We start from the raw sequence: 26,506 nt of genomic DNA, 5'->3' as shown, positions 1-26,506 counted from the left end.
GTTTAAGCCTCTAGAGTGGGACGCCTGCTCGCTCTGCAAACTTGGTCAGGACATGGCGCAACGAACCCGTTTCGCCGTGATTGTCGATAGCATCCGCGAGTTGCGCGCTGAGCTCGGCCACATCAAGAGTACCAAGCATGGCCTTGATCGGGCCGATCGAAGCAGGTGACATCGAGATCGAGCGATATCCGAGACCGATAAGCGCCATGGCAGACAGCGGCTTTCCGGCCATTTCGCCGCAGAGCGTCACGTCCGTATTGTTGCGGTTTCCGGCATCGGCGATCTGGCGCAGCACGCGCAGGAACGGCACCGACAGATTGTCGAAGCGGTTGGCGATGATCGAATTGCCGCGATCGACGGCCATAACGAACTGGAACAGATCGTTCGAGCCGACCGAGACAAAGTCCACAACCGACATCAATTCGTCGAGCTGCCAAAGCAGCGACGGCACCTCGACCATCGCGCCGATCTTGACGCGTGTCGGCAGGTTATACGCGAAGCGCGACAGGTGCTGCACCTCGCGGTTGATCAGTTCGCTCGCCTTGCGCACTTCTGCAACTTCCGTGACCATCGGCAGCATCAACCGGAGTTCGCGCCCGCCGGCCGCTTTCAATAGGGCGCGGACCTGTGTGCGCAGCAATCCCGGACGGTCCAGAGTCAGGCGGATCGCCCGCCAGCCCATGGCCGGGTTCTCCTCATTGGCATCACTGCGGAAATAGGGCAGTACTTTGTCACCACCTATATCGAGCGTCCGGAATGTCACGGGCTTATCACCAGCAGCATCCAATACCGAACGATAGAGCCGCTCCTGCTGTTCGGCCCGCGGGAAAGTCGAAGCAACCATGAATTGCAATTCGGTGCGGAAGAGGCCTATACCTGCGGCGCCGGCTTCCGCCAATTGCGGCAGATCAACCAAAAGGCCAGCATTCATCAGCAGCGAAATGTGCAGGCCGTCCTTCGTGACCGAAGGCTTGTCACGCAATTCCCTGTAGAGCGCCTGCCGCTTGGCGCGGAACTTGACCTTTTCCGAGTAAGCAGCTTCCACGTCTGCCTGCGGACGCAAATGAACGCGGCCGTCATCGCCATCGACGATCACCGCATCGTTGTTTTCCGCCATGGAAACAACGCCCTTGACCTGACCGGCGACGGGAATACCCATCGCGCGGGCAACGATCACCACATGGCTCGTCGCAGCACCGTCTTCGAGTACCAGGCCGCGCAGGCGCTCGCGCGGATAATCCAGCAGCTCTGCAGCACCCATCGAACGCGCGATGATGATGGCGTCCTTGGCTAGCGAACCCGCCATGGTCTTGACGTCACGCCCCATCAGCTGGCGAAGCAAACGGTTCGCCAGATCGTCGAAATCGCTCAAGCGTTCGCGCATATAGGGATCAGACAGGTGCATCATGCGGGCGCGGGTGTCGCTCTGCACCTTTTCCACTGCGGCTTCTGCCGTCAATCCGTTGCGAATCGCCTCTTCGAGACGCCGCACCCATCCCGTATCGTGCGCGAACATCCGGTAGGCTTCGAGCACTTCGCGATGTTCGCCCTCGAATGCCACGTCCCGGCGCGACAGCATGTCGTCGATCGATATGCGCAACGAACCGAGCGAATTTTCGAGCCGGTCGATTTCCGTGTCGATGTTTTCGTTGAAGAGGTTGGTGACGACAATGCGCGGTTCATGCAGCACGACATGACCGAGACCAACGCCGTCATTGAAGGCGCTGCCGCTGAAACTCATGGGCTTGCCCATATCAAGCTCGACACCCGGCCGCGCAAGACGCGTAAGGCTGCCGGCAGCAACCATTTCGGCCAGCACCATGGCCGTCGTTTCCAGGGCCTCGACCTCATCCTCACGATAGACACGCTTGGTCCGGTTCTGCACGACGAGAACACCGAGCGTGCGCCCTGCCCTGAGGATGGGCACACCGAGGAACGAATTGTAGATCTCTTCGCCCGTCTCCGGCAGATAGGCGAAGGCCGGGTGCGTTTGTGCGTCCGTGAGATTGAGCGGACGCGCGCTCGCGGCGATGGTGCCGACAAGGCCTTGTCCGAGACGCAATTGCGCCAGATGCACGGCTGACGGGTTCAAACCTTCGGTCGCATAGAGCTCGAGAACGCCATCGGAGCGCAGCACATAAAACGAGCACACTTCCGCGACCATGTTCTGCGCGATCTCGCGAACAATCCGGTCAAGCCTCTCCTGTGGCTCAAGAGCCTCCGCCATCAATTCGCGAAGACGCTTCAGCATGACACGAGGCCCTGTTGTCTGCTCGCGCGTTGGCACTTGGAGCCTTTCTCCATAACGAACCAGGCAAGACTCAAATGGTCTCACCTGTAAGTAGGTTGATCATGTCAGCCGACAATGCGGCCGACAAACGGAATCTTGATTCTAATGCTTATCCAGACCGTACACAGAATGCAAAGTGCGCACGGCAAGTTCCGCATAGGGACCATCAATTAGAATGGAAATCTTGATCTCCGAGGTCGTAATGGCCCGGATGTTGATGCCTTTGTCCGCAAGCGCGCGGAACGCCGTCGCGGCAACACCCGCATGACTGCGCATGCCGATACCGATGACCGAAACTTTTACCATGCCGGCTTCCGACTGGATGATGTCGCAACCGATCTCCGCCTTGACCTTCTCCAGGACAACCAACGCCTTGTCGAGATCCCCGGAAGGCACGGTGAAAGTCATGTCGGTCTTCGTGCCATCTTCGGAAACGTTCTGGACGATCATATCGACGTTGATATGCGCTTCAGCGAGCGGACCGAAAATACCTGCCGATATTCCGGGACGGTCCGCAACGCGGCGCAGTGAAATCTGGGCTTCGTCCTTGGCGTAGGCAATTCCTGTGACAACCTGCTGTTCCACGATTTCTTCCTCGTCGCAAATAAGTGTTCCGGGCGGATTGATGAGGTCACCCATGCCCGGCGCATCGGGGTCTTCGAAACTGGACCTGACAAATGTGCGCACTTTGTGCACCATGGCAAGCTCAACGGACCGTACCTGTAGAACTTTGGCGCCAAGCGAGGCCATTTCAAGCATTTCTTCGAACGATATCCGCGACAGCCGGCGTGCCTTCGGTTCAACACGCGGATCAGTCGTATAGACGCCGTCAACGTCCGTATAAATATCGCATCGATCGGCTTTGACCGAAGCGGCAATTGCGACCGCACTGGTATCGGAACCGCCGCGTCCCAATGTGGAAATGCGATTGTCCGGCCCAATGCCCTGGAATCCGGAGATCACAGCCACCTGCCCCTCCTCGAACCGCTCGATAAGGAATGAACCGTCAATCTCCAGGATCCGCGCCGCGCCATGCGCATTGTCGGTCTTGATCGGGATTTGCCAGCCTTGCCACGAACGGGCATGTACACCCATCGCCTGCAGGGCGATGGCAAGCAGACCAGCAGTGACCTGCTCACCGGAGGCAACGATGGCATCATATTCCCGTGCGTCGTGCATCGGCGATGTTTGACGGGTCCAGGCCACGAGTTCATTGGTTTTCCCGGCCATGGCGGAAACAACAACGGCGACCTCATGTCCGGCATCAACCTCGCGTTTGACATGCCTGGCCACATTACGGATGCGGTCAATATCGGCCACCGAAGTGCCGCCGAATTTCATCACAATGCGTGCCATGGGAAGGTACCGTTCTGGGATGCCTGAAATAAATTGGTAAGGAGCTGCTTGAATCGAAACAGCCACCCGCCAAATGAATGCGGCCTCCCATATCGAAAATATGGCCAGACTGCAAGAACACCCGAGGACTGTTTGACCTTGAATTCCAATGGATGATAGAGTATATACTGATGCATATACTATTCATGGAGACTCAACGATGGGTGCGACTCGCGTTGCAAAACTCTTCAAAAACGGCGCCAGCCAAGCTGTGCGTCTCCCGGCCGATTTTCGTTTTGACGGAAATGAAGTCTATATCTCGCGCGATGAACGGACAGGAGACGTCATCTTGTCTGCTCGACCGGGAGCTAGTGCTTGGGCCGATTTTTTTGAATTCCGGAAAACAGTTGACGTTCCCGACGATTTTATGCGTGAACGTCCCATGAATACTCTGCCCGTCGAGCGTAATCTGTTCGACGAGCAAGACTGAACATGCTGCATATGCTTGATACCGATATTGCAAGTTATATTATTAATGGCCGCGCACCTGCAATCGACGAAAAGCTTTTGGCCGTGCCTCCATCGGACATATGTATATCCGCCATAACCAAGGCTGAACTATTCTACGGCTTGAAGAGAGTTCCGGCCAACCGCCGCCTACACGATGAAATTATGCAATTCCTCAAAATAGTGCGTGTTCTAGCTTGGGATGCAGAAGTGGCCGACCACTACGCCAATATCCGCCACCAACTTGTTTCGACTGGCCAGCCAATCGGCGAACTGGATATGATGATCGCCGCACACTCGATATCCACAGCTGCAACTCTTGTGACAAACAATACGCGCCACTATCAGCGCATCAATGGAGTAGTGCTTGCCAACTGGGCACTACCCGAAAGCTGAATGTACAGTATGCCTTGACATTTTTTGCCGGAAGGGGCCACTCGAAGGCAGCAATAAGGACAGAACCGATGGCGACAGCAGAGCGCACAACAATCGATGCCGCCGAAGTCGAGCGTTTCTCACGCATGGCAGCCGAGTGGTGGAACCCGCAGGGCAAGTTCAGGCCCCTGCACAAGTTCAATCCAACACGCCTGGCCTATATCAAGGAAAAGGTCTGCGCCCACTACGGCATCGATCCGAACGGCCCCGCGCCATTTGCCGGCCTGCGCATTCTCGACATCGGTTGCGGCGGCGGGCTGCTTTGCGAACCCATGGCGCGCCTCGGTGCGACGGTGGTTGGGGCAGACGCCGGCGAAACCAACATCGAAGTAGCGAAAATCCACGCTGCGCAGAGCGGCCTCTCCATAGACTATCGCGCCACGACAGCTGAGGCTTTGGCGGAAGCCGGTGAACAATTCGACATCGTCCTCAATATGGAGGTTGTCGAACACGTCGCCGACGTCGAGCTTTACATGTCGGCCTGCTCTCAAATGGTGAAACCCGGCGGCCTCACCTTCGTTGCGACAATCAACCGGACATTGAAGGCGCTCGGCCTTGCCATTTTCGGTGCCGAATACGTCCTGCGCTGGCTGCCGCGCGGCACGCATCAATATGAAAAGCTGGTCCGGCCCGAAGAACTCGAAACCGCCTTGTCGCGGGCGGGGCTGGAAGTCATGGAAAAAGTCGGAGTGACCTATAATCCATTGGCAGACAGCTGGAATCGTTCACGCGATACCAGTGTCAATTATATGGTCCTGGCTACGCGACCTTCGTAGCTTTCTGCTGCATCTGCTGGGCCTTTGTGGTCATCAGCACACCGATGGTGATGATTGCCGCTCCTAGCCAGGTTGCGAGCTGGTACACTTCGCCGAGAAACAACGTGCCTGCGAGCAATGCCACTGCTGCGCCCACATAGCCGATCTGGCTCAGATAGACCGGCCCGCCGACCGCCTGAAGCCGGAAATACAGCGCAAACATGCAGGCGGATGCCAGCACCTGCACGAATACCAGCCATGGAACATTGCCGAGTGGTGCAATCGGAAATGTACCCGTCATAACGAAAATGAACGGAACAAGCAGAATCGCAGTGGTCAAATGACTACCGGCCGCAAGCTCGGTCGGATCGGCGCCTATCGGCCAGTCGATGGTGCGGTAGACATTACCGAGCGCAAGCAATACGGGGATCAGGAGGCCAATCGCCACCCAAAGAGGTTCAGCCGGTTGACCGACCTGACCCCGTGTAAATCCAACGAGGACAGCCCCGGCAAAACCGACGAAAATGCCGAGAAGTCCAAGGAGATTGGGGCTGCGCATCTTGAAAAGGATGGAAAGCAAAAGGGTGAACACTGGCGATAGTGTGTACATGATCCCGGTAAAGCCGGACCCGAGGTGAGGAATGGCCGAGAGGGTCATGAGATTGGGAATGGCATAGGAGATCAGCGCGGCAACAATGTAGTAACGCGCCATATGCGCATCGATACGCGGACGTTTTCCCATGATGAGAAATGCCGTCAGAAGCACACTGCCCGCCCCGATCGAAATAACGAATGCCCATAGCGATGGCGCTATGCCTGCGGCGAATGCCAATTTGCCGAATGGAAGCGTCAACCCGAGAAAAGCGCCGGTCAGGACGAGCAGCGCGGGGGCAGAATTCAGAAATGACATGAAAATCATCCGGTGAGGCAGAATCGGCTACCGCACCATAGCCATCGGCGTTAGACGAGCAAGATCAATTGTGATCGTCGGGAAAGACCGGAAGCGGCATCACATCGACGCCGTCATCGACGAGTGCTTCGACTTCGTCGCGCGTTGCCTCGCCATAAATGCCGCGCTTTTCAGCCTCGCCAAAATGGATCTTGCGGGCTTCTTCCGCAAAATCACTGCCGACATAATCGGAATTTTCCCGGACCTTCTTGGCCATCTCACGCAATTCATTGGCCATCTTGCTCATGGCAATAGCAATCTTTTCCTTCTGACGGCCAGTCGCAACCGAAGGCGCCATCAGGGCTTTCTCGACTTTGTGCGAACCGCAGACCGGGCAGGAAACGAGGTGCTTCTTCGCCTGTGCATCGAAATCGTCATTGCTGCGAAACCATCCTTCGAAGTCATGGTCTTGGTCACAATGGAGGGAAAAACGGATCATGACGCGACGCCGAGCCTCGTCGTCTGGCCATCGTTTTCCACGATAACGCCAAACGGGCGGGCGTTCTTGAGATTGGGGACCTTGGATCGCGCGGCTGCGCTTAGTGCCACATCGATATCAGCGACAACGACCGCGGGTTCCGCATGATCGGCTTCCGCCAGGATTTCGCCCCACGGCGCGACGATCATGGAATGACCATAGGTTTCGCGGCCATCCTCATGCACACCGCCCTGAGCGGCCGAAATCATGAATGCGCCATTTTCGATGGCGCGCGCACGTTGGAGCACGTGCCAATGCGCTTCGCCGGTCTGGCGAGTGAAGGCGGCAGGTGCCGAGATCACCGATGCGCCAGCCAAAGCCTGGGCGCGGAACAATTGCGGGAAGCGCACATCGTAGCAGATGGCAAGCCCGAGCCGGGCAAAAGGCAGATCGATCACGACCGTATCGGCGCCCGGCGCATAGACGGCAGACTCGCGCCAGCTCTCGCCGTTGTCGAGGTCGACATCGAACATGTGGATCTTGTCATAGCGGGTGAGGATATCGCCATCGGGACCGAAGAGAAACGCGCGGTTGGCGATCTTGCCATCGTCGCGGGCAATCGCAGTTGAACCGATATGCAGATGAATTCCGTGCTTGGCCGCAAGTTCCGAAGCGGTGCGGACAATGATATCGTCGCTTTCGCTTTTCAAAACGCTCGCAAGTGCCTTGCGATCACGCTGCAGCGAACCGGTCATTTCCGGTGTCTGGACGTAGACCGCGCCTTTGCCGACTGCGTCGGCAACATAGCCTGCGAGATCCGCGGCATTGCGCTGCGGGTCTACGCCCGAACGCATCTGGATGGCAGCAGCGCGAAATGAACTCATATCATCGTCCTCAAGCGAGTTCGCCGGTCTTCAACAACGTGTCGAGACGGCCCTGATTTTCGAGCGCATACAGATCGTCGCAACCACCGACGTGGGTTTCGCCGATGAAGACTTGCGGAAATGTCGTCCGGCCATTGGCGCGCGCCAGCATTTCCTGGCGGGCGGCAGGCTGTGTCGACGCGTTATGCTCGACGAATTCCACGCCTTTTTCTGACAAAAGACCCTTGGCCGCCGTGCAATAGCCGCAGCCGTTACGCGTATAGATTGTTACACCAACCATTCGAAAGCTCCATTTAGACTTTCTATATAGGCATCAAAACTTCAGGCGAAAAGACCCGATTTTTGCGCAGAAGCATTGTTAAATAGACAATTCTTTCGTCAGGACCCGGCCAAAAGTCAGCACATCGACGCTTGCCGCTCCGCCTCGGAGCAAAGCCCGCGACGCGGCCCTCACAGTCGCACCGGTTGTATAGACATCATCGATCAGAAGCACATTGCGGCCGCGTACCTTGATTTCCTGCGTCACAGGCACTTTGAACGCACCGCGGACATTGACGACACGCTCATTCAAACCGAGCCCTACCTGTTGTTTGGTTTGCTTGACGCGTTTCAACGCGTCCGGATCAAATGGTTTGCCACTCGACCGCGCCAGATGGCGGGCGAGTTCGGCCGACTGGTTAAATCTTCGAAACCAGAAACGCCGCGCATGCAGCGGAACAGGTACGATAATATCGCAATCGCCAAGCAACTCGCTGCCGGCACGCAGCATCCAGCGGGCCATCCACGGGCCGAGATCGGTGCGATCATTATATTTGAGCCGGTGCACCATGTCGCGGATGACGCCCTCATGCACCGCCACCGACCGGGCACGCCGGAACGGCGGCGGGTCGGCAATCGCTTCTGCGGAGAGAATTTCAGCGCCGAGATCATGGCTGAACGGGATGCCGAGCACCGGGCAATACGGTTTCTCGATAAAACGCACCTTCGACCAGCACGCACCGCACAGTGAACCGGGCTCCGCGACGTGCTTGTCGCATCCAGCACAAACCGGCGGAAACAACAGTCCGAACAACGGCTGTGTCATGCTTCGTGTGAGAAGACGTGCAGTTTCCCCGACAGTTTTCATTGCAATTCGCTCCAAGGCGACGCATCTACGGCTCAACTATACAGGCATCAGAGAAATCCGGAATGGATCGTCATCAGGTCTTCGATCGAAATTTATTGCTGACAAGGCGTTTGCGCGCATTGCAACAGCATGGAAGTTCTGCGGATTTCCTGCTGGCCCGTGCCGCCGACGATCTTGAAGAGCGCCTGTCCGCCGTCGAGCGTAAATTCGACGTTGCGGTTGATCTGGCGAGCCATACCGGCCTCGCCGCGCGCGCGTTGCAACGCTCCGGCAAGGCCACGACGATCGTGCGCGTTGAACAGGACGCACGTTTTCTCGTTGGCGCTTTTCCTGCAGTCGTCGCGGACGAGGAAATCCTGCCGCTAAAGCCAGCAAGCATCGACCTCATAGTTTCACTGCTATCCTTGCACCTTACCAACGATACGCCGGGTACACTTTTGCAAATCCGCCGCGCGCTGAAACCCGATGGTCTGTTCCTCGGTGCGATGGCCGGCGACAATACATTGACGGAATTGCGCGAATGCCTGCTGGCGGCGGAGAGCGAGATTTATGGCGGCGCATCGCCGCGCGTCGCGCCCTTTGCCGATGTCCGCGATGTCGGCGGCCTGCTGCAGCGCGCCGGTTTTACCTTGCCCGTCACCGATATCGAGACCTATACGGTGCGCTATGATTCGGCCTTCGCCCTGATGCGGGACCTGCGCGCCATGGGCATGCAGAACGCTCTGCTGGGACGATCGCGCAAACCATTGTCGCGGCATTTCTTCATGCGGGTTGCTGAGATTTATGCGGAACGCTTCAGCGATCCCGATGGCCGGATCAGGGCGACTTTCTCGTTCATCTGGATGTCCGGCTGGGCCGCGCATGAATCGCAACAGAAGCCGCTGAAGCCCGGCTCGGCCAAAGCCTCCCTCGCCGATTTCCTCAAGGATGTGGAAGCTCTCGAAAAGAAGCAGACTTAGCAGTCGCCTATCTTTGAGCCGTCGCTATTCAAAATACAGACCGCCGTGGGTGACCGCTGCAGCACGCTGCGGCGAATGGTATAGGTGGACGTGGTTGTCGGGTCGGGCTTCTTGATCGAGCCGGTCTGGATTTCGTCGATCGAACGGCTGGTTGAATAGTCGACGACAGCTTGGGAACCGCGGTCCGCCAGCGGCGCGATGATCAGCGCCAGCGCGACGGCTGCCGATCCAAATAGCAATGTGATCCGCAAGACTCCCCCGGCTGCACCCGAGAGAGCACTCGGTTGCAACAGTTCATCATCGAGATAATCGTTCTTACGCCCCATGCCCCACCTGAAAATATGCGTCAAGATTAACTAAAAGTCGCTCAATCAGGTGAAGGATCAATTAAGCATCAGAGTTAATGCGGTGAGAATACAGTTTATGGTTGTAAAAACTTACAGAAGATCGATCAGAAACGGGATAAGCGGAATATCCGCAGGCGGCATCGGATAGTCGCGCATGTCTTTCGGTCGCACCCATTTGAGAACCTGTCCCTCCATCCCGCGCGGAATGCCTTCATAGCGCCGGCAGATGAACAGCGGCATCAGCAAATGGAAGGTTTCATAGGTGTGGCTGGCAAAAGTCAGCGGCGCAAGGCAGGCCGGTTTGACAATGATGCCAAGTTCTTCGTGCAATTCGCGGATCAGGCTCTCTTCCGGCGTTTCGCCTGGATCGACCTTGCCGCCCGGAAATTCCCAGAGTCCCGCGAGTGACTTGCCTTCCGGTCGCTGTGTCAGCAACACCCGCCCGTCAGCGTCGACCAGCGCGCATGCAGTCACCAACAGGATCGGATGCTCGCTCATTTGTCGGGCGCCTGTCTGTACGCATAGCGATAAGCTTCCTTGAAACCCATCTGCTCGTACAGAGCGATAGCACCGGTGTTCGCCACTTCGACCTGCAACCATGCTTTCTTCGCACCGTGCTGCAGGGCCCATTTCAATGCTGATTTGATGATCGTGCGGCCGAGCCCCACACGGCGCCGGCTTGCTGCCGTTCCGATATTGAACAGCCCTGCCAGAGTACCATCCTGCACGCAGATCGCCGTTGATACCGGGACCGCACCCTCCTCAATGACAAACAGACCCTTCGATGGCTGGATCGCATTGATAACCTCGAACAACCCCGGCTTCATAGCGGAATTCTCGTCCTGCACCTGCAAGGCGGCATCGATGAACCGGCCAATATCCTTGAGCGGGATCTGATCGATCGCATCCGAAAGATCGACATTGGCCAGATCGACGATCATGACCACGGATTCGTCGAAACGTGCCCATCCCAGCTCTTCCAGATATCTATCGAGCGCTTCAGGCGCGAGCGGTGACTGCCGGAAAATCGGCGGCCTGCCATAGGCGCGAAACCGCTGCGCAGCCCGTGCCACCCGCTGTTCCAGATTATCGGTGTCACCGGGATCGAGTGGATTGACCGAGTTCAGGCGCTTGGACGGGTGGCTCGCCGTCATCCGGATGGCCCAGCTTCCGTCATAATGGACGGACGATGCCGGCCACGACCGGAAGCCGACCGCCTCAAACTGCCTGATTTGGGCTAACTGCATGCGTGATCCTTATCAGCTGCGATAATCGCCGTTGATCGCCACATATTCCTTCGTCAGATCACAGGTCCAGACAGTCGCCTTGCCTTTGCCGAGACCGATATCGACGCGGATCTTGATGTCGTCATTCTTCATATAGGCTGACGTCGCCTCTTCGGAATAGTCCGGATCACGCTCTCCTTCGCGGGCGACGCGAATATCCCCGAACCAGATCGCCAGCCGGTCGCGGTCCGCGGGTTCGCCGGCCTTGCCGACGGCCATGACGATGCGGCCCCAGTTGGCGTCTTCGCCAGCGGCAGCGGTCTTGACCAGCGGCGAATTGGCAATCGACAACGCAATCCGCTTGGCGGACCGCGGCGACGTCGCACCGGTTACGCTGATTTCGAGCATCTTGCGCGCGCCCTCACCGTCACGCACCACCTGCAGCGCGAGATCCTTGAGAACACGGTCAAGTGCTTTGATGAAAGGCTTGAGACGTTTGTCCTTGACCTTCGTCACAGGTGCAGCACCACGTTCGGCAGCCGATCCCGTGGCAAAAAGCAGCAATGTGTCGGACGTCGATGTATCGCTATCGACGGTCACGGAATTGAAGCTCTTGCCGACGGATTTCGACAGAAGTTTTTGCAGGACATCTGCCGCGATCGGCGCGTCGGTGGCAACGAAAGACAGCATCGTCGCCATGTCCGGTGCGATCATGCCGGCGCCCTTGGCGATGCCATTGATCGTCACCGGCACGCCGCCCAGCAGCACGGTTTCGGTTGCGACCTTGGGAAACGTATCGGTCGTCATGATGGCGCTGGCGGCATCCTGCCAGCGCTCGGCAACGGCGTTATTCGTCATGTCTGTCAGAAGATGGCTGAACTTGCCGGCATCGAGCGGCTCGCCGATCACGCCCGTTGAAGCGAGAAAAATCTGGTGTGACTTGCAACCAACGGCCTTTGCTGCCGCCGCAGCGGTCAGTTTGGCCGACTCGCGGCCCTTTTTCCCGGTGAAGGCATTGGCATTACCGGAATTGACGACGACGGCCCGCGCCGTGCCACCTTCAAGGCTTGTCCGGCAAAAATCCACCGCTGCCGATGGGCATTTCGACCGAGTGAATACGCCAGCAACTGCTGCCGGTCTGTCGAATACGATGAGCAGCACATCCGTCCGGTCCTTGTATTTGATACCGGCTTCTGCGGTGGCGATCTTTACCCCGCGAATTTCCGGCATGGCGGGATAGTGTTTTGGTGCCAGGGGCGAGACAGATGTGGACATCGGCTACCTCGAAAAGCGCTTTTAACAGGTCACAAATTATCGAAGAAAGGCCCGGCGACTTGCACCGGGCCTCATATTGTTATTGCTGGGCTTCCGTTGCGGCCTTGATCGCCGCTTCCGTTGCCGGATCGGTATATTCGATCTTCAGGTCGCCGCGTTCCTTCTTCACCAGTTCCATGTAGCGCTCACGAATGAGGATGGACTTCACCTGGTCCTTGACCTGGTCGAACGCTGGCGGCTGCTGGACGCGCTTGTCTTCGAGCTTGATCACATGGAAGCCGAATTGGGTCTGGACCGGTTCCTTGGTGTACTGGCCGACTTCCAGCGCATTGGCTGCCTTGTCAAATTCCGGCACCATCTGGCCAGGTCCAAAGTAACCGAGATCGCCACCCTGCGCAGCCGAACCGTCCGTGGATTTCTCCTTGGCAACGTCCTCGAACTTCGCTCCGCCATCGAGCTGCTTGATGATGGCTTCGGCTTCTTCCTTGGTCTTCACCAGAATGTGACGGGCCCGGAACTCATTTTGTGGAGGCATCGCCGCGATTTCCTTATCGTAGCGGGCACGAATGTCAGCATCGGTGATCTTGTCGACAACCTGCTGTTTGAAGTAATCATTGTGCAGGGCGCGGTCCTTCAGGAATTCTATACGGGCCTTGAATTCCGGAGTCTGATCCAGCTTTTCGGCTTCAGCCTTGGCTGCGAGCGACTTGATATCGATGATCGCGGCCAGAGCGGCCAAACGCCGCTGGTCATCCGGCAGCTTGGCGAATTGCGGATCGAGGTCTGCAGAAATCTGGTCTACATCCTTGTTTGTGATCTTGCTGCCATTGATCGTTGCAAGCACTTTGTCGGGATCTGCCTTGGCCGTGGCCGCTTGGGCTGCATCTGGCTTGACAGGTTCCGCTTTACCGGCGTCTTGGGCTATTGCCACTGAGGTAATACCGGTCAAAAGTGCAGCGGCAGTCATTAATGAAAGGGTTTTACGCAATTGGTTCATGGGTCAATTTCTCCTTGGGAGGACCGGTACGGGCTATGAATACGGCAGAATTTTGCCATGAAGCTGTGATCGATCGCTTGTTGCTTCAACATTGACATAATTCGTGCCCCCTCTTATCTGTCCATCGGCTTTGCGTCCAGATAGCTTGGCAACAGATAGACTTATACCTTGGGCTTGGTGTCCGTATTGTATCAGGCGTTTTAAATGTCAGGCCTCTGACACCTCAAATGCCAGTAGAACCTGGTAGAACGTATTATAGAGAGGACCAGGGATGGTCAGTTTCGGCGGCCTCGCCCGCAAGATTTTCGGCTCTTCAAACGAACGCCGCGTCCGGAGTTTCAAGCCCCGCGTTGACGAAACCAACGCGCTTGAGGCGGAAATTTCATCACTCACCGACGAGCAGCTGAAGGCAAAGACGGCGGAATTCCGCGCAAGCCTTGCCAATGGAACGAAGCTCGACGATCTGCTTGTTCCGGCCTTTGCAGTGGTGCGTGAGGCAGCCAAGCGTGTTCTTGGCATGAGGCCTTTCGACGTCCAGCTGATCGGCGGCATGGTCCTGCACAATGGCGGCATTTCCGAAATGCGCACCGGTGAGGGCAAAACCCTCGTCGCGACCCTGCCGGTTTATCTGAATGCGCTTGAAAGCAAGGGCGTGCATGTCGTCACGGTGAATGACTACCTCGCCACCCGCGATGCGCACTGGATGGGCCAGATCTATAATTTCCTCGGCTTGACCTACGGCATCATCGTGCACGGCCTCGATGACGATGAACGCGCCAAGGCCTATAATGCCGACATCACCTACGCCACCAACAACGAACTCGGCTTCGACTACCTGCGCGACAATATGAAATATGAGCGCGCCCAGATGGTGCAGCGCCCGCATCATTACGCGATTGTCGATGAAGTGGATTCGATCCTCGTTGACGAAGCGCGGACTCCCCTGATCATTTCCGGCCCGCTGGATGATCGCTCCGACTTCTACAATCTCATCGATACGTTCATAAAGCCACTGAACCCCGAAGATTACGAGATTGATGAAAAGCAAAAGACTGCGATCTTCACGGAGGAAGGCACCGAGAAGCTCGAAAACCTCCTGAAGGAAGCCGGGCACCTCAAGGGCGAAGGCCTTTACGACATCGAGAACGTTGCTGTCGTGCACCACGTCAACAATGCTTTGCGCGCGCACAGGCTGTTCCAGAAGGACAAGGACTACATCGTTCGCAACGACGAAATCGTTATCATCGATGAGTTCACCGGCCGCATGATGCCGGGCCGCCGCTTCTCGGAAGGCCTGCACCAGGCGCTTGAAGCCAAGGAACATGTGACGATCCAGCCGGAAAACCAGACGCTGGCGTCGATCACTTTCCAGAACTATTTCCGCATGTACAAGAAGCTTGCCGGCATGACCGGTACGGCTTCGACCGAAGCGGAAGAATTCGGCAATATTTACGGTCTCGAAGTGACGGAGATCCCGACCAATCTTCCCGTTCAGCGTCTCGACGAGGACGATGAAGTCTACCGGACCGTCGAAGAAAAATACAAAGCCATCGTTCGCGATGTTCGTGAAGCCACGGCCAAGGGCCAGCCGATTCTCGTCGGCACCACCTCCATCGAAAAGTCCGAGCAGCTGGCTGAGCGCCTGCGCAAGGAAGGCTTTAAGGACTTCCAGGTCTTGAATGCCCGCTATCACGAGCAGGAAGCCTATATCGTCGCGCAGGCCGGGGTTCCAGGTGCCATCACCATCGCCACGAACATGGCTGGCCGCGGTACCGACATTCAGCTCGGCGGCAATCTCGAAATGCGCATCGCGCGCGAACTCGATGACATGCCCGAGGGCGAAGAGCGCAAGGCCAAGGAAGCCGCGATTCGCGCGGACATCGCCAAGCTCAAGGAAAAGGCGCTTGCGGCCGGCGGGCTTTACGTTCTTGCGACTGAACGCCATGAAAGCCGCCGCATCGACAACCAGTTGCGCGGCCGTTCAGGCCGTCAGGGCGATCCCGGCCGGTCGAAGTTCTTCCTGTCGCTGCAGGACGATCTGATGCGGATTTTCGGTTCCGAACGCATGGACGGCATGTTGCAGAAGCTCGGTCTCAAGGAAGACGAAGCCATCGTCCATCCCTGGATCAACAAGGCGCTGGAAAAGGCGCAGAAGAAGGTCGAGGCCCGTAACTTCGATATCCGCAAGAACCTTCTGAAATATGATGACGTCATGAATGATCAGCGCAAGGTGATCTTCGAGCAGCGCATCGAATTGATGGACAGCACTGATCTCAGCGAGACCACCAAGGAAATGCGCGAGGATGTGGTCGAGGATATGCTCGCGCGCCATACGCCCGAAGGGGCTTACGCCGAGCAGTGGAATATCAAGCAGCTCGACGAGGATGTGCGCAACATTCTCAATCTCAACCTGCCGATCACCGAATGGGCGCTCGAAGATGGCATAACGCCGGATGATATCAGGGAGCGCCTGATGGAGACCGTCGAGAAGGCAGCTGCTGATCGTGCCGAGCGGTTTGGCCCGGAAATCATGGCCTATGTCGAGAAGTCGGTTATTCTGCAGACACTCGATGCGCTGTGGCGTGAACATCTGGTCAATCTCGATCATCTTCGCTCCGTCGTCGGCTTCCGCGGTTACGCCCAGCGCGACCCGTTGAACGAGTACAAGAGCGAAGGTTTCGAACTCTTCCAGACGCTGCTGGCCAATCTGCGCCAGAACGTGACGAGCCAGTTGATGCGCGTGGAACTCGTGCGCGAAGCGGCAAGTGCCCCCGAACCGGCATTGCCGGTGATGGAAGCCCATCACGTCGATGGCTTCACCGGTGAGGACGACTTTGGCGGCGGTGTTCTGGCGGTACAGCAGGATCTGCGTGTCGTCGATCCCAAGGATCGCGATCCGAATAATCCGCAGACCTGGGGCAAGGTTGGCCGCAACGAGGCCTGCCCCTGCGGTTCCGGCAAGAAATACAAGCATTGTCACGGCGCTTTCGTCTGATAACAATCACCCAAAGGCCGCGTTCACAACGCGGCCTTTTCTCTTGTTCCCGCAACAGGACCCGTTGACTTTCCCAACCGTTTCTAAACGTTTACGGATTAATAGGTCGGGTGTTGGAAACGAGTGGAGCTGCCCTTGCGAATTTCTGCGGTCAAAGCTGCAGACCGGTACTTGCCGGAGAAACTGTCACAGCAGCTTGGTCCGTGGCTCTTGCGCCTCGATCAGCTGTTTGATGGGTCAATGGAGCACGCCGCCGCGCAGCGTGTATCGCTGATCGCCTTTTCCATCCGCATCATCAGCGCCGCGATCGCGCTCGTCTCGCAGGTCATTTTCGCGCGCTGGATGGGCCAGTTCGAATACGGCATTTTCGTCCTTGTCTGGGTGACGGTCGTTATTCTCGGCAATCTCTCCTGCCTCGGCTTCCAGACCAGCGTCATCCGCTTTGTACCGGAATATCTGGAACGCCGGGAGCTTGATCACCTGCGCGGTATTCTGTTCACCAGCAAGATATTCGCGCTTGGCCTGACGACCTGCATTGCCATCGTGGGCGCAGCCGGGGTCTATTATTTCCGCTATGCGATCGAATCCTATTACGCAGCGCCCTTCATCATCGGCTTCATCTGCCTGCCGATGATTGCGCTCGGCGATACGCTTGATGGAACCGCGCGATCGCGTTCCTGGGCGCTCGTCGCGCTCACGCCCACTTATATTGTCCGTCCAATTCTGACCCTTGTCGTTATGACCATCGCCCATATAACCGGCTTCGCGCCGACGGCAATGACGGCAGTGATATCGGCGATTATCGCAACGTATATGACCTCGCTGGTGCAATTGTCAGTCGTCAATCACAGGTTCAGTGAGGTTGTGGCGCCTGGGCCCAGGACAATCCGCTTTGGCGAATGGTTCGCCGTCTCGTTGCCAATCTTCCTCGTCGAAGGGTTCTTCTTCCTGTTGACCAATGCCGACGTTCTGATGGTCGGCCGTTTCCTGGAGCCTGACAAGGTCGCGACTTACTTCGCAACGGTCAAGCTGCTGGCGCTGGTGCATTTCGTCTATTTCTCGGTCAAGGCTGGCGCAGCCCAGCGCTATTCCGAACTGATGCACACCCATGACCACGCGCAGCTTTCGCAATTCGCCCGCGATACGGCGCGCTGGACTTTCTGGCCGTCATTGGCGATGGCGATCATCCTTCTCGTTCTCGGCAAGCCGCTGCTCCTGCTCTTCGGCGCGCAGTTTACCGACGGTTATCCGCTGTTGTTCATCCTGGTGGTCGGCGTCGTCGCCCGCGCTTCGGTCGGTCCGGCGGAGAGCCTCCTCAACATGGCCGGCAAGCAGAAAATCTGCGCCATGGTTTATGCGGTCACACTGATTGTTAATATCTGTCTCAGCATTGTACTGATACCGGTCTACGGTCTCGCTGGTGCCGCTTTTGCGACAGCATTCTCGATGGTGTTCGAAGCGGTGACGCTGGCGCTGACTGTTTACAATCGTCTGAACATTACGATGTTCGTTTTTGCGGGCAGAACAGACGCTGCCAAGGAAGAAGTCTGATGGCAGCAATACCGCTTCTCGAAGAACTCGCCGGAGGCGCGTCCTCGCAGATCCTGTCCCAGCTCTCGGGTTTCGAATCCCACGAGGCGACCAAGCAGCTCGAGGAAACCCTTGGCACGCGTGCGGTTCCGCGCAAGCTTTCCGTCTATTCGGCCTCCGCCGGTTTCGAATTGCTCGATGAACTCGAATATCTGACCTACCGCACGATCGAGCCGAACATCTTCTTCAATCCGCGCTTCCTCGCCCCGGCCATGCCACGCCTCGACGACCGGCAGGTTCGCTTCATGGTCATGCGCGACGAGAACGACGTGAAGAGCCGCCTGCGCTTTCTCATGCCCTATACGATCGAGCGGCCGGGCTTCAATGTGACGGCGTCCATCATCCGCGCCTGGGCCACCCCTTTCGGGCCGCAGGGCACGCCGCTGATCGACCGCGACGATCCCGTCGGCGTGCTCAACGACCTCTTCGACATGCTGGCGCGCAAGCACCTGAAATTCCCGGAAATTCTGGTCCTGCCCGACATGCTGCTGAACCGCGCTGTGGCACAGTTGATCCGCTCCGTCGCACTGGACCGCAATCTTCCGCTGCTGACCGTCAACCAGGTCGAGCGCCCTTTCCTCGAAAGCACCAAGGAAGGCGACGAATATCTGCGTGATGCAATCGGCGCCAAGCACGCCAAGGAATATCGTAGGCTGTGGCGCCGCCTCGCCGACAAGGGCAAGCTGACCTATACGGTCAGCCGCAGTGAGGAGGACATCCGCGTGCGGCTGGAGGATTTCCTCGTGCTCGAAGCAAGCGGCTGGAAGGGCCAGCGCGGCTCGGCCATGGCCGTTGACCGTTTCCGTGCCGCCTTTGCTCGCGAGGCGGTCAACAACCTTGCGACCCGCGACCTTGCACGCATCCATACGCTCGAGCTCGACGGCAAGACCATCGCCGTTCTCGTGGTCTTTGTCGAAGCCGGTGAAGCATGGACCTGGAAAACCGCCTATGACGAAAGCCTTGCGGCCTATTCGCCTGGCGTTCTCCTGATGATCGAGATGCTGAAGAACCATCTGGACGATCCAAACATCGATCGGACCGACTCCTGCGCCGTCCCGGACCACCCCGTCGCTTCCCGCCTGTTCATGGAACGCGAGCCAGTCGGCACACTTGTTATCGGGCTGACACCAGCCGCCGACCGTGCAGCACGGCAGGCCGCTTCACAGCTTCACCTCTACCGGCGCACACAGAATATCGCGCGTCTGGTCCGCGAGCGCCTGCGCGATCTGACTCGGCGGAAGTGAACGAGTGGGAATAGGTTGGAAGGTGGTGCCCCCTGCCGGAATCGAACCAGCACTCCTTTCGGAACCTGATTTTGAGTCAGGCGCGTCTACCAATTCCGCCAAGGGGGCCGCAAAAAGCGTCGGACATGGGTGAACCCGTGGCCGTGAAAAGCCAAATACATGCAGAGCCACCCTTCGGTCAACAGCAATAAGATGTTTTCTTAAATGTAACACAGTCGTGTGTTGCCCTGCCGGTGCGAGACAATTAGAGGCGAACTGGCCATGAGACAACGTTGGCAAAAATTGAGCGAAACGATTCCATTTGGCCGCGGTTTGCTCTAAAGATCACCCGACTTTTCCGAATAGCCTCCCCTACAGGAACCGGCCAATGCTGCGTAAACTATATGACTGGACGATGTCTCTGGCTGCGCGCAAATCGGCGGAAGTCTGGCTCGCCGTCATTGCATTCGTTGAAAGTTCGGTGTTCCTCGTCCCGGCCGATGTGCTGTTCCTGCCGATGGCGCTCGCACGCCCGCAGCGCGCCTATCGCTATGCGCTCGTAGCAACCGTAGCGTCTGTGCTCGGTGGCATCGCCGGCTGGCTACTCGGCTACTACGCCTATGAAACCCTGGCAAAACCGATCCTTGAAATGTACGGCAAGCTCGACGCCTTCGAACAATTGCGCGGTTCGACCAGCGCCGATGCGATCCTGCTCCTGCTCGTCACATCGGGTTTGGCCCACCTGCCGCCGATCAAGGTCGTGACGATTCTTTCCGGAGCGGCAGGGGTCAATATCTGGCTGTTCATCGTTTCGGCAGTCGTTGCGCGCGGGGCGCGCTTTTTCTTCCTTGCCTGGCTTCTGCGGCGCTACGGCGAACCGATTCGTCACTTTATCGAGAAGCGGCTTGGCCTGATTGCGGGCGCGGCGGCGGCCGTCCTGATTTTGCTCTATGCAGTGTTCCACTATTATCAGATGTAAACGATCGCCATGAACGAGGACGTCAATATATTATGACTGCAACGAATTCCCCCATCCATTTCAAGACGGCTGTATTTCTCCTCCTCGCCATGATCTTCACGGTCGGATCTGCGCTCGGTTTTCAATATATCGGCGGCTATCTCCCCTGCAAATTGTGCCTGGAACAGCGCTTTCCCTATTATGCAGGTATTCCATTGATGGTACTGGCTGTTGCCTCGTCCAGCCTGAAATGGCCCTCAGGTCTTACGCGTCTGCTGCTGGCACTTGGCGGGCTGCTGATGCTCATCGGCCTCGGCCTCGCCGTCTTCCATGCAGGGGTTGAATGGAAATTCTGGGCCGGGCCGACGGATTGTACAGCCGTTTCCATGTCGATCACCACCGATGCAGGTAATCTCCTGAAGGATATGAACGCCATTCACCCGCCTGCATGCGATACCGCAGCGCTGCGTGTGCTCGGCCTGTCCTTTGCCGGCTGGAACGCGATCGCAAGCTTTATTCTGATCATCGTGGCATTCTACGGCGCAAGAAAAGCTGCATAAACGCGCTGAATTGGCGCAAGGAAAGCCCAAACACTTCTTCCCTTGATCTAGGCCGCCACGCAAAAACCTTCTGAGAATTCAGCCTGATGAGTCAGCTGGTGTGATTTTCGAGAACCGTAGCGCAGCGAACTTTTGGGTTCGTGAGCAACGGAAGCGCAGAAAACCGCATCAGATTGCCATCGGGGTGGATTGGCAAAGGTTTTTATGGTTCGAGTTCGACATCCCAGTAGAGATAATCCATCCAGCTGTCGTGCAGGTGGTTTGGCGGGAACAGGCGGCCATTGTTGTGGAGGTCATGCACTGTCGGTTGGTAGGGCCTTTGCCGCGGCCACATTTTGGCGCGGTTGGGCATCAGCCCCCCTTTGCGAAGATTGCAGGGTGAACAGGCCGCCACGACATTTTCCCAGATCGTCTCGCCGCCAGCGCAACGGGGAATGACATGATCGAAAGTCAGATCTTCCTCTGAGCCGCAATACTGGCATTCGAACCGGTCGCGCAGGAACACGTTGAACCGCGTGAAGGCGGGGTTTCGTGATGGCTTGATGTAGGTTTTGAGCGACACCACGCTCGGCAGCCGCATGGCGAAGGAGGGCGACGAAACCTCGTGCTCATATTCGGCGACGATATTCACACGGTCGAGAAAAACCGCCTTGATCGCGTCCTGCCAGGACCAGAGCGACAAGGGATAATAACTGAGCGGACGGTAGTCCGCATTGAGTACCAGAGCCGGTAACCCGTCCGGCGAGACGGCTATTGTCAAGGAATCAACTCCCAATCCAACCATCAGGCCCCATTATTGTAAGCTGGACGTGACAGGAATGTGAAGCGAATTGCTGTGATTGCTGCGGAAAAACCCCGTTATTTCAACTTCATGTAATTGGTGTGCCATCGCGGCCACGCGTTGCGGCATAGTAAGCCCAGAAAAGTCGGGCGGCAACACCGCGCCACGGCGACCAGCGCTCGGCAAAAAGCCGCAGCGCCTTGGAGTCCGGCCGCACTGATTCGCCATAGGCATGGGCATAGGCATGCTGGAGCGCGACATCGCCCGATGGGAAGACATCCGCATGGCCTGCGGAAAACAGCAGATAGACTTCCGCGGTCCATGGGCCGATGCCTTTCACATTTGTCATCACCTGCATGGCTTCGTCGATCGGACGATCGCACAGGTCGAAGAGATCGAGTTCTCCGGCGATGATCGCTTCGCTGATTCGGGCAAGCGTAGCCTGCTTGGCACGAGACAGGCCGGCAAGGCGCCACGCCTCCTCGCCGGCTGCAAGATAATTTTCCGGAGTGAGCGGATCGATAATGCTGACAAGCCGCTTCCAGATCGAAGCGGCGCTGGCCTTCGAGACCTGCTGCGACACGATCACGGAAGCAAGGCTCTCGAACCCCGGTGCCGAACGGCGCAGCGGCAGCGGCCCTGCCCGCTCGGCGATCTCGCCAAGCTCAGGATGGGTTTGCAGCAGGGCATCCAGGCCTTCGGCAATATCGTCGAGCGTATCTATTCTGCGCATGTCATTTCAACCGTTGGCTTTGCATCATTTTGTAAACACCGTATCAATTGGTTCGATACCCACGCAAGAACGCCACTCATCACTCATGACAGTTCCGGTATTCCGTTTTGCTCCCAGTCCCAATGGCCATCTGCATCTCGGCCATGCCTATTCGGCGTTGCTGAACCGGCAGATGGCGAGCGAGACAGGCGGCAGATTGCTCCTGCGTATGGAAGATATCGACCGCGAGCGCTGCACGCCCGAACTGGAACGGTCCATGCTGGAGGATCTCTACTGGATCGGTTTCGAGTGGGAGCAACCGGTGCGACGCCAGTCCGAACACTTTGCTGTTTACCGGCAAGCACTTGATCGGCTGATCGGCATGGACCTTGTCTATCCGGCGTTTCTTAGCCGCGGCGGTATCAAGCACCAGATTGAAAAGCTTGGCGGAAACCAGAGCAGCTGGCCTCGCGATCCGGATGGCGCACTGCTCTATCCGCCGACGGACCGGCAGCTTTCAACGCGCGAGCGCGAACGGCGGATCGGCGAAGGTGAGCCATTTTCATGGCGCCTGAATATGGACCGCGTGCTTGAACAAATCGGCGAGGCGCTTTTCTGGAGCGAGACCGCACCTGAAAAACATATCGTTGAAGCGCGGCCGCGCGATTGGGGCGACGTGATCATCGCCCGGAAGGATATGCCGACGAGCTATCACCTCTCCGTTGTCATTGACGATGCCTTGCAGGGAATCACCCACGTCGTCCGCGGCAAGGACCTTTTTCACGCCACCAGTGTCCATCGCCTGCTGCAGCGGATCTTCGACATCGAGCCGCCGGTCTATCACCACCATGCACTTATCCTGGATTACGACGGCGAGAAACTCTCGAAAAGCCGCAAGGACACATCGTTGCGTTCACTGCGGCAAGAAGGTGTCACCCGTCAGGAGATACACGCGCTGGTCGGGTTGTGATCTATCGCTGATGCTCGTTCCGGTATAGATCAGCACCACGATCCATTCCTGATCCGGTCTCCCGACTATGCCCGTCCGCTATTTTCCCGCTCTGTTCGTCGTTCTTTGGGCCACCGGTTTCATCGGCGCGCGCTATGCCATGCCCTACATGGAGCCGTTCCTGTTTCTAACGGTGCGGTTCGCTATCGCCGGAGCGATACTTGGCCTGTGGGTCGTTATCGACGGCAATCACTGGCCGAGCAAACGCGGCGCGATGCATGCGATCATCGCGGGGTGCCTTATACACGGGGCCTATCTCGGAGCCGCTTTCTGGGCCATTCACAATGGATTGCCCGCAGGCATGTCGGCGCTCGTCGTCGGACTGCAGCCGTTGATCACAGCGCTGATCGCGGGAATCGTACTCGGCGAAACCATCCAGCCGCGCCATTGGGCCGGTCTGGCCGTCGGCTGCGTCGGTGTTGCCATGGTCCTGTGGCCAAAGCTCCTCATTTCCGCCGGCGGCATCACCCCGGCAACGGTTTCGGCAGCGATCTTTTCGGTTGTTGCCATCAGCATCGGCACCGTCTGGCAAAAGCGCTTTGTCGGCAACATCGATCTGAAGGCGGGCACGACGTTGCAGTATCTTGGCGCCGCCGTTCTCACCGGCATCTTCTCGCTGTTATTGGAGACGCACACCATAATCTGGTCGGGCGAATTGATATTCGCGATGTTCTGGCTGGTATTCGTCCTGTCGATCGGCGCCGTGCTCCTCCTCATGTTGCTCATCAATCAGGGCGCGGTGTCGAAAGTCGCATCGCTGTTCTATCTGGTCCCGGGCGTCACGGCGTTGATGGCCTATGCGCTGTTCGGCGAGACACTGACATCGTTTCAGCTTGTGGGCATGGTCATTGCGACGCTCGGCGTTGCCCTGTCCACCGGTCAGAGACGTGTCGCTTCCTCGCTTTCCCAATAGCGGATGATCGCGGCGTTGATTTCCGCGCCGATGATGAAGATCGCCGCCACGATATAGAGGAAAACGATGGCGGCCATGATTGACGCGAGGCCCGCATAGGTCGACACATAGGTTGCAAAGGTTTCGAGATAACTTGCAAAGATCGTCGCGCCAACGGTCCAGGCGAGCAGCGTCAACAGGACGCCTGGCAAGATCTCGACAAAACGGCGGTGACCGGCCGGGAGCCAGAGATGCGAGACCAGAAGGCCGATAATCAGCACCGCCGAAGCAATGCAGTAGCGCCAAAAACTGATCGTTCCTGACAAGAGAACAAGTTCCGGGATATAGATGGTCGCGATACGCATGGCGAGCGGTGCCAGGATCAGCAGGAAGCTGATAGCCATGATACCGATCGTGGCGACAATGACGTAACCGAGGCTTTGCAGGCGGCAATAGATGATCGAACGCGTATCGATCACGCGATAAGCACGGTTGAGCGCGACCCGTAGCGCCTCGATGCCATTGGAGGCGAAATAGGCGGCCGCGATCACGCTGATCGTCAAAAGGCCCCCACGCTGGATATTGAGAACGTTGCGCACTTCCTGCGCGATCGGCTTGGCGATCACCTCCGGCCATGTATCGAAAATGACGTGAACGGCCGTATCGGTGAAGGCGCTCGCCCCAAGAAAACTGGCCAGCGACGTCGCGAAGATCAGGAACGGGAAAAGCGCGAGAATTCCCGAAAGAGCAACGTGGCTCGCCAGCGCCCAGCCATCATCCGTGCTGAAATGCCGCCACGTATCAGCGACAACGCGCCGGAGAAAGACATATACCTTACGCATCAATGATTATTCGTCCCTTAGAGCGAGATGAGGTCATATGGAACCAGTTCTGTTTCTCGGATGGCGAGACAATCCACTAGGAAGGTGGCGAGGCCGATGTGGTTCCATCGGACGACGCCGCCTGACAAAGTGGTTGTCCGCCAGCCGGAAACCCGAAGGGCCGGGTGAATTGGGACCAAATCCATCGGGCTTTAGCATCGTCCAATGGAAAGGCATCGGCCTCGCCAAACCCCTTGACCTTGTCCACGAATTCCCTCCGGCAGAACGGTACCATATGATCTCATCTCGCTCTAACAGCAGATTGCAAGGCAACGGCGAATATGTGAAGTCTTTCAATCACTTTATTTGAAACATCCGGTAAACATGACCCGTTCCAGAACGATTTTGATCACAGGATGTTCCAGCGGGATAGGTGCCCATTGTTCCCGGGCGCTGAAGGCCGATGGCTGGACTGTGTTTGCCACAGCCCGGCAAGCGTCGGATATCGCAGCACTCAGGGCGGATGGGCTGTCGGCACATTATCTCGATTATCGCGAACCGGAATCGATTTCCGCCCTCGTCAGGACCGTGCTCGATGAAACCGGCGGCATGCTCGACGCGCTGTATAACAATGGCGCCTACTCCTTGCCCGGTGCCGTGGAGGACCTGCCAATCGGCGGATTACGGGAACAGTTCGACACCAATTTCTTCGGCTGGCATGAACTGACCCAGCATCTTGTACCGGTGATGCGCAAGCAAGGTCACGGCCGGATTGTCCATTGTTCGTCGATCCTTGGTCTTGTACCGATGAAATGGCGCGGCGCTTATGTTGCGTCCAAATTCGCGCTGGAAGGCCTGATGCTGGTGCAGCGCATGGAACTGGAAGGCTCGGGCATTCATGTGTCGCTGATCGAGCCGGGGCCGATCGCGACCCGGTTCACCTACAACGCCCTCAAGCAGTTCGAAAAGCACATCGATGTCGAGAATTCCGTGCATCGCGACGAATACCGCAGGCTGATAGCCCGGCTTTCGGGCGGCGGTACAAAGTCGAGATTCAAACTCGGTCCCGATGCGGTCTATGCGGTGCTCAAGGACGCATTGGAAAATCCCCGTCCGCGACCCCATTATCTGGTGACACGCCCGGCAAAAATTACAAATTTCGCCCGCAGATTTCTATCTGCACGTGCGCTATATCGCATGCTTGCGAGCCAATCATGATAAGATCGGTCCGGGAAGACGGCCTGATCGATAAGGAAGTACCATGGATATCATCTTCAAATTTCTGGCGCTTGTGGCGATTGCGGCTGTCACGATTGTGCTGATTATCGGGCTGCGCAACATGATGAAGGGCGGCGACGCCAACTTCTCCAACAAGATGATGCAATTGCGCATCTTCCTGCAGTTGATCGCCATCATCCTGATCGTCGGCGCGATCTACTTCCACCGCGCGGCAGGCTAGAAG

28 protein-coding genes and 1 tRNA gene are annotated in these 26,506 nt (G+C 57.5%); 13 read left to right on the top strand and 16 right to left on the bottom strand.

All coding sequences use genetic code 11. The features are described 5' to 3' along the window. Window positions 1-10: 10 nt before the first annotated feature. Together ptsP and ACSQ3H_RS07200 are read right to left on the bottom strand one after the other, a co-directional pair. Entirely contained in the window at window positions 11-2,251 is a 2,241-nt protein-coding gene (gene ptsP / locus ACSQ3H_RS07205) for a phosphoenolpyruvate--protein phosphotransferase (protein ID WP_436116416.1), read from the bottom strand. Window positions 2,252-2,392: 141 nt separating this feature from the next. Next, a complete protein-coding gene (locus ACSQ3H_RS07200; RefSeq protein ID WP_436116415.1) occupies window positions 2,393-3,646 on the bottom strand; it encodes an aspartate kinase in 1,254 nt (417 codons plus the stop codon). A 199-nt stretch (window positions 3,647-3,845) separates the two neighbouring features. On the opposite strand from ACSQ3H_RS07200, the gene ACSQ3H_RS07195 reads away from it, so the two are divergent. The 3 genes from ACSQ3H_RS07195 to ubiG all read left to right on the top strand — a co-directional run bounded on the left by ACSQ3H_RS07195 (window position 3,846) and on the right by ubiG (window position 5,343). After that, on the top strand, window positions 3,846-4,115 hold the full coding sequence (locus ACSQ3H_RS07195; protein ID WP_436116414.1) for an antitoxin: 270 nt from the start codon (window positions 3,846-3,848) through the stop codon (window positions 4,113-4,115). A 2-nt stretch (window positions 4,116-4,117) separates the two neighbouring features. After that, window positions 4,118-4,528, top strand: a complete 411-nt coding sequence (locus tag ACSQ3H_RS07190; RefSeq protein WP_436116413.1) for a type II toxin-antitoxin system VapC family toxin — start codon at window positions 4,118-4,120, stop codon at window positions 4,526-4,528. Window positions 4,529-4,596: 68 nt separating this feature from the next. Then, window positions 4,597-5,343, top strand: a complete 747-nt coding sequence (gene ubiG / locus ACSQ3H_RS07185; RefSeq protein WP_436116412.1) for a bifunctional 2-polyprenyl-6-hydroxyphenol methylase/3-demethylubiquinol 3-O-methyltransferase UbiG — start codon at window positions 4,597-4,599, stop codon at window positions 5,341-5,343. On the opposite strand, the gene ACSQ3H_RS07180 is transcribed toward ubiG, so the two are convergent. From ACSQ3H_RS07180 to ACSQ3H_RS07160, 5 genes are all read right to left on the bottom strand, one after another. Then, window positions 5,327-6,232 (bottom strand): DMT family transporter, encoded by a 906-nt coding sequence (locus ACSQ3H_RS07180; RefSeq protein ID WP_436116411.1) that lies wholly within the window; start codon window positions 6,230-6,232, stop codon window positions 5,327-5,329. The genes ubiG and ACSQ3H_RS07180 overlap by 17 nt on opposite strands. A 64-nt stretch (window positions 6,233-6,296) precedes the next feature. After that, entirely contained in the window at window positions 6,297-6,710 is a 414-nt protein-coding gene (locus tag ACSQ3H_RS07175) for a DUF1178 family protein (RefSeq protein WP_436116410.1), read from the bottom strand. Continuing rightward, complete coding sequence (locus ACSQ3H_RS07170) at window positions 6,707-7,573, bottom strand: carbon-nitrogen hydrolase family protein (RefSeq protein WP_436116409.1); 867 nt, start codon at window positions 7,571-7,573, stop codon at window positions 6,707-6,709. The genes ACSQ3H_RS07175 and ACSQ3H_RS07170 overlap by 4 nt, the downstream gene beginning before the upstream one ends. Window positions 7,574-7,583: 10 nt before the next feature. Further along, the gene (gene grxC / locus ACSQ3H_RS07165) at window positions 7,584-7,853 is read right to left on the bottom strand and encodes a glutaredoxin 3 (protein ID WP_436116408.1); all 270 of its coding nucleotides are present in this window, start codon (window positions 7,851-7,853) and stop codon (window positions 7,584-7,586) included. A 78-nt stretch (window positions 7,854-7,931) separates the two neighbouring features. Further along, on the bottom strand, window positions 7,932-8,657 hold the full coding sequence (locus ACSQ3H_RS07160; RefSeq protein ID WP_436119377.1) for a ComF family protein: 726 nt from the start codon (window positions 8,655-8,657) through the stop codon (window positions 7,932-7,934). A gap of 104 nt (window positions 8,658-8,761) precedes the next feature. Here ACSQ3H_RS07160 and ACSQ3H_RS07155 point away from each other — a divergent pair, with 104 nt between their 5' ends. Further along, on the top strand, window positions 8,762-9,658 hold the full coding sequence (locus ACSQ3H_RS07155; RefSeq protein ID WP_436116407.1) for a methyltransferase domain-containing protein: 897 nt from the start codon (window positions 8,762-8,764) through the stop codon (window positions 9,656-9,658). Here the strand turns inward: ACSQ3H_RS07155 and ACSQ3H_RS07150 are convergent. The 5 genes from ACSQ3H_RS07150 to ACSQ3H_RS07130 form a co-directional block, all read right to left on the bottom strand. Beyond that, window positions 9,655-9,984 (bottom strand): hypothetical protein, encoded by a 330-nt coding sequence (locus ACSQ3H_RS07150; protein WP_436116406.1) that lies wholly within the window; start codon window positions 9,982-9,984, stop codon window positions 9,655-9,657. The two genes, ACSQ3H_RS07155 and ACSQ3H_RS07150, sit on opposite strands and share 4 nt — an antisense overlap. 111 nt (window positions 9,985-10,095) lie before the next feature. Next, entirely contained in the window at window positions 10,096-10,503 is a 408-nt protein-coding gene (locus tag ACSQ3H_RS07145; RefSeq protein ID WP_436116405.1) for a (deoxy)nucleoside triphosphate pyrophosphohydrolase, read from the bottom strand. Then, a complete protein-coding gene (locus ACSQ3H_RS07140) occupies window positions 10,500-11,252 on the bottom strand; it encodes a GNAT family N-acetyltransferase (RefSeq protein ID WP_436116404.1) in 753 nt (250 codons plus the stop codon). The genes ACSQ3H_RS07145 and ACSQ3H_RS07140 overlap by 4 nt, the downstream gene beginning before the upstream one ends. Window positions 11,253-11,264: 12 nt before the next feature. Further along, the gene (argJ, locus tag ACSQ3H_RS07135; RefSeq protein ID WP_436116403.1) at window positions 11,265-12,506 is read right to left on the bottom strand and encodes a bifunctional glutamate N-acetyltransferase/amino-acid acetyltransferase ArgJ; all 1,242 of its coding nucleotides are present in this window, start codon (window positions 12,504-12,506) and stop codon (window positions 11,265-11,267) included. Window positions 12,507-12,585: 79 nt separating this feature from the next. Beyond that, complete coding sequence (locus ACSQ3H_RS07130) at window positions 12,586-13,503, bottom strand: peptidylprolyl isomerase (RefSeq protein ID WP_436116402.1); 918 nt, start codon at window positions 13,501-13,503, stop codon at window positions 12,586-12,588. 271 nt (window positions 13,504-13,774) lie between these two features. Between ACSQ3H_RS07130 and secA the strand changes: the two genes are divergently transcribed. The 3 genes from secA to bspF all read left to right on the top strand — a co-directional run bounded on the left by secA (window position 13,775) and on the right by bspF (window position 19,332). Then, the gene (gene secA, locus ACSQ3H_RS07125; RefSeq protein ID WP_436116401.1) at window positions 13,775-16,498 is read left to right on the top strand and encodes a preprotein translocase subunit SecA; all 2,724 of its coding nucleotides are present in this window, start codon (window positions 13,775-13,777) and stop codon (window positions 16,496-16,498) included. Between the two features lie 135 nt (window positions 16,499-16,633). Beyond that, window positions 16,634-18,049 carry a lipopolysaccharide biosynthesis protein gene (locus tag ACSQ3H_RS07120; protein ID WP_436116400.1) on the top strand — a complete coding sequence of 472 codons (1,416 nt, stop codon included), beginning with the start codon at window positions 16,634-16,636 and terminating at the stop codon, window positions 18,047-18,049. Then, the gene (gene bspF, locus ACSQ3H_RS07115; RefSeq protein ID WP_436116399.1) at window positions 18,049-19,332 is read left to right on the top strand and encodes a type IV secretion system effector crotonyl transferase BspF; all 1,284 of its coding nucleotides are present in this window, start codon (window positions 18,049-18,051) and stop codon (window positions 19,330-19,332) included. The genes ACSQ3H_RS07120 and bspF overlap by 1 nt, the downstream gene beginning before the upstream one ends. A gap of 23 nt (window positions 19,333-19,355) precedes the next feature. Here bspF and ACSQ3H_RS07110 read toward each other — a convergent pair. Further along, window positions 19,356-19,440, bottom strand: a tRNA-Leu gene (locus ACSQ3H_RS07110). Window positions 19,441-19,699: 259 nt separating this feature from the next. Between ACSQ3H_RS07110 and ACSQ3H_RS07105 the strand changes: the two genes are divergently transcribed. Continuing rightward, a complete protein-coding gene (locus ACSQ3H_RS07105; RefSeq protein WP_436116398.1) occupies window positions 19,700-20,290 on the top strand; it encodes a YqaA family protein in 591 nt (196 codons plus the stop codon). 32 nt (window positions 20,291-20,322) lie between these two features. Continuing rightward, complete coding sequence (locus ACSQ3H_RS07100) at window positions 20,323-20,829, top strand: disulfide bond formation protein B (protein ID WP_436116397.1); 507 nt, start codon at window positions 20,323-20,325, stop codon at window positions 20,827-20,829. 202 nt (window positions 20,830-21,031) lie between these two features. On the opposite strand, the gene ACSQ3H_RS07095 is transcribed toward ACSQ3H_RS07100, so the two are convergent. Together ACSQ3H_RS07095 and ACSQ3H_RS07090 are read right to left on the bottom strand one after the other, a co-directional pair. Beyond that, window positions 21,032-21,589 (bottom strand): HNH endonuclease, encoded by a 558-nt coding sequence (locus ACSQ3H_RS07095; RefSeq protein WP_436116396.1) that lies wholly within the window; start codon window positions 21,587-21,589, stop codon window positions 21,032-21,034. A 109-nt stretch (window positions 21,590-21,698) separates the two neighbouring features. Continuing rightward, a complete protein-coding gene (locus ACSQ3H_RS07090) occupies window positions 21,699-22,343 on the bottom strand; it encodes a DNA-3-methyladenine glycosylase family protein (RefSeq protein ID WP_436116395.1) in 645 nt (214 codons plus the stop codon). An 85-nt stretch (window positions 22,344-22,428) separates the two neighbouring features. On the opposite strand from ACSQ3H_RS07090, the gene gluQRS reads away from it, so the two are divergent. Both gluQRS and ACSQ3H_RS07080 read left to right on the top strand, forming a co-directional pair. Then, window positions 22,429-23,292: a tRNA glutamyl-Q(34) synthetase GluQRS gene (gene gluQRS, locus ACSQ3H_RS07085; RefSeq protein WP_436116394.1), complete on the top strand. Its 864-nt coding sequence runs from the start codon at window positions 22,429-22,431 to the stop codon at window positions 23,290-23,292. Window positions 23,293-23,359: 67 nt separating this feature from the next. Next, entirely contained in the window at window positions 23,360-24,244 is an 885-nt protein-coding gene (locus ACSQ3H_RS07080; RefSeq protein WP_436116393.1) for a DMT family transporter, read from the top strand. Here the strand turns inward: ACSQ3H_RS07080 and ACSQ3H_RS07075 are convergent. Beyond that, the gene (locus tag ACSQ3H_RS07075; protein ID WP_436116392.1) at window positions 24,211-25,065 is read right to left on the bottom strand and encodes a YihY/virulence factor BrkB family protein; all 855 of its coding nucleotides are present in this window, start codon (window positions 25,063-25,065) and stop codon (window positions 24,211-24,213) included. The two genes, ACSQ3H_RS07080 and ACSQ3H_RS07075, sit on opposite strands and share 34 nt — an antisense overlap. A 363-nt stretch (window positions 25,066-25,428) precedes the next feature. Here ACSQ3H_RS07075 and ACSQ3H_RS07070 point away from each other — a divergent pair, with 363 nt between their 5' ends. Beyond that, window positions 25,429-26,262, top strand: a complete 834-nt coding sequence (locus ACSQ3H_RS07070; RefSeq protein WP_436116391.1) for an SDR family oxidoreductase — start codon at window positions 25,429-25,431, stop codon at window positions 26,260-26,262. 43 nt (window positions 26,263-26,305) lie between these two features. Further along, the gene (locus ACSQ3H_RS07065; RefSeq protein ID WP_436116390.1) at window positions 26,306-26,503 is read left to right on the top strand and encodes a twin transmembrane helix small protein; all 198 of its coding nucleotides are present in this window, start codon (window positions 26,306-26,308) and stop codon (window positions 26,501-26,503) included. The last annotated feature ends 3 nt before the right edge of the window (window positions 26,504-26,506 follow it).

It is taken from the genome of Phyllobacterium sp. LjRoot231 (genome assembly GCF_964253365.1).
Lineage (GTDB): Bacteria > Pseudomonadota > Alphaproteobacteria > Rhizobiales > Rhizobiaceae > Phyllobacterium.
The sequence above is the reverse complement of the archived record's forward strand: the minus strand, read 5'-3'. Positions and strand labels throughout refer to the sequence as shown.

Bases quoted from the DNA above. Each gene is read 5' to 3' on its own strand.
- ACSQ3H_RS07075 (WP_436116392.1), bottom strand. From the start codon at position 25,065: ATGCGTAAGGTATATGTCTTTCTCCGGCGCGTTGTCGCTGATACGTGG.
- ACSQ3H_RS07130 (WP_436116402.1), bottom strand. From the start codon at position 13,503: ATGAACCAATTGCGTAAAACCCTTTCATTAATGACTGCCGCTGCACTT.
- ubiG (WP_436116412.1), top strand. From the start codon at position 4,597: ATGGCGACAGCAGAGCGCACAACAATCGATGCCGCCGAAGTCGAGCGT.
- ACSQ3H_RS07170 (WP_436116409.1), bottom strand. From the start codon at position 7,573: ATGAGTTCATTTCGCGCTGCTGCCATCCAGATGCGTTCGGGCGTAGAC.
- ACSQ3H_RS07160 (WP_436119377.1), bottom strand. From the start codon at position 8,657: ATGACACAGCCGTTGTTCGGACTGTTGTTTCCGCCGGTTTGTGCTGGA.
- ACSQ3H_RS07145 (WP_436116405.1), bottom strand. From the start codon at position 10,503: ATGAGCGAGCATCCGATCCTGTTGGTGACTGCATGCGCGCTGGTCGAC.
- ACSQ3H_RS07105 (WP_436116398.1), top strand. From the start codon at position 19,700: ATGCTGCGTAAACTATATGACTGGACGATGTCTCTGGCTGCGCGCAAA.
- ACSQ3H_RS07100 (WP_436116397.1), top strand. From the start codon at position 20,323: ATGACTGCAACGAATTCCCCCATCCATTTCAAGACGGCTGTATTTCTC.
- secA (WP_436116401.1), top strand. From the start codon at position 13,775: ATGGTCAGTTTCGGCGGCCTCGCCCGCAAGATTTTCGGCTCTTCAAAC.
- bspF (WP_436116399.1), top strand. From the start codon at position 18,049: ATGGCAGCAATACCGCTTCTCGAAGAACTCGCCGGAGGCGCGTCCTCG.
- ACSQ3H_RS07155 (WP_436116407.1), top strand. From the start codon at position 8,762: ATGGATCGTCATCAGGTCTTCGATCGAAATTTATTGCTGACAAGGCGT.
- ACSQ3H_RS07180 (WP_436116411.1), bottom strand. From the start codon at position 6,232: ATGTCATTTCTGAATTCTGCCCCCGCGCTGCTCGTCCTGACCGGCGCT.
- ACSQ3H_RS07190 (WP_436116413.1), top strand. From the start codon at position 4,118: ATGCTGCATATGCTTGATACCGATATTGCAAGTTATATTATTAATGGC.
- argJ (WP_436116403.1), bottom strand. From the start codon at position 12,506: ATGTCCACATCTGTCTCGCCCCTGGCACCAAAACACTATCCCGCCATG.
- ptsP (WP_436116416.1), bottom strand. From the start codon at position 2,251: ATGCTGAAGCGTCTTCGCGAATTGATGGCGGAGGCTCTTGAGCCACAG.
- ACSQ3H_RS07090 (WP_436116395.1), bottom strand. From the start codon at position 22,343: ATGCGCAGAATAGATACGCTCGACGATATTGCCGAAGGCCTGGATGCC.
- ACSQ3H_RS07150 (WP_436116406.1), bottom strand. From the start codon at position 9,984: ATGGGGCGTAAGAACGATTATCTCGATGATGAACTGTTGCAACCGAGT.
- ACSQ3H_RS07065 (WP_436116390.1), top strand. From the start codon at position 26,306: ATGGATATCATCTTCAAATTTCTGGCGCTTGTGGCGATTGCGGCTGTC.
- ACSQ3H_RS07175 (WP_436116410.1), bottom strand. From the start codon at position 6,710: ATGATCCGTTTTTCCCTCCATTGTGACCAAGACCATGACTTCGAAGGA.
- gluQRS (WP_436116394.1), top strand. From the start codon at position 22,429: ATGACAGTTCCGGTATTCCGTTTTGCTCCCAGTCCCAATGGCCATCTG.
- ACSQ3H_RS07140 (WP_436116404.1), bottom strand. From the start codon at position 11,252: ATGCAGTTAGCCCAAATCAGGCAGTTTGAGGCGGTCGGCTTCCGGTCG.
- ACSQ3H_RS07070 (WP_436116391.1), top strand. From the start codon at position 25,429: ATGACCCGTTCCAGAACGATTTTGATCACAGGATGTTCCAGCGGGATA.
- ACSQ3H_RS07200 (WP_436116415.1), bottom strand. From the start codon at position 3,646: ATGGCACGCATTGTGATGAAATTCGGCGGCACTTCGGTGGCCGATATT.
- ACSQ3H_RS07080 (WP_436116393.1), top strand. From the start codon at position 23,360: ATGCCCGTCCGCTATTTTCCCGCTCTGTTCGTCGTTCTTTGGGCCACC.
- ACSQ3H_RS07195 (WP_436116414.1), top strand. From the start codon at position 3,846: ATGGGTGCGACTCGCGTTGCAAAACTCTTCAAAAACGGCGCCAGCCAA.
- grxC (WP_436116408.1), bottom strand. From the start codon at position 7,853: ATGGTTGGTGTAACAATCTATACGCGTAACGGCTGCGGCTATTGCACG.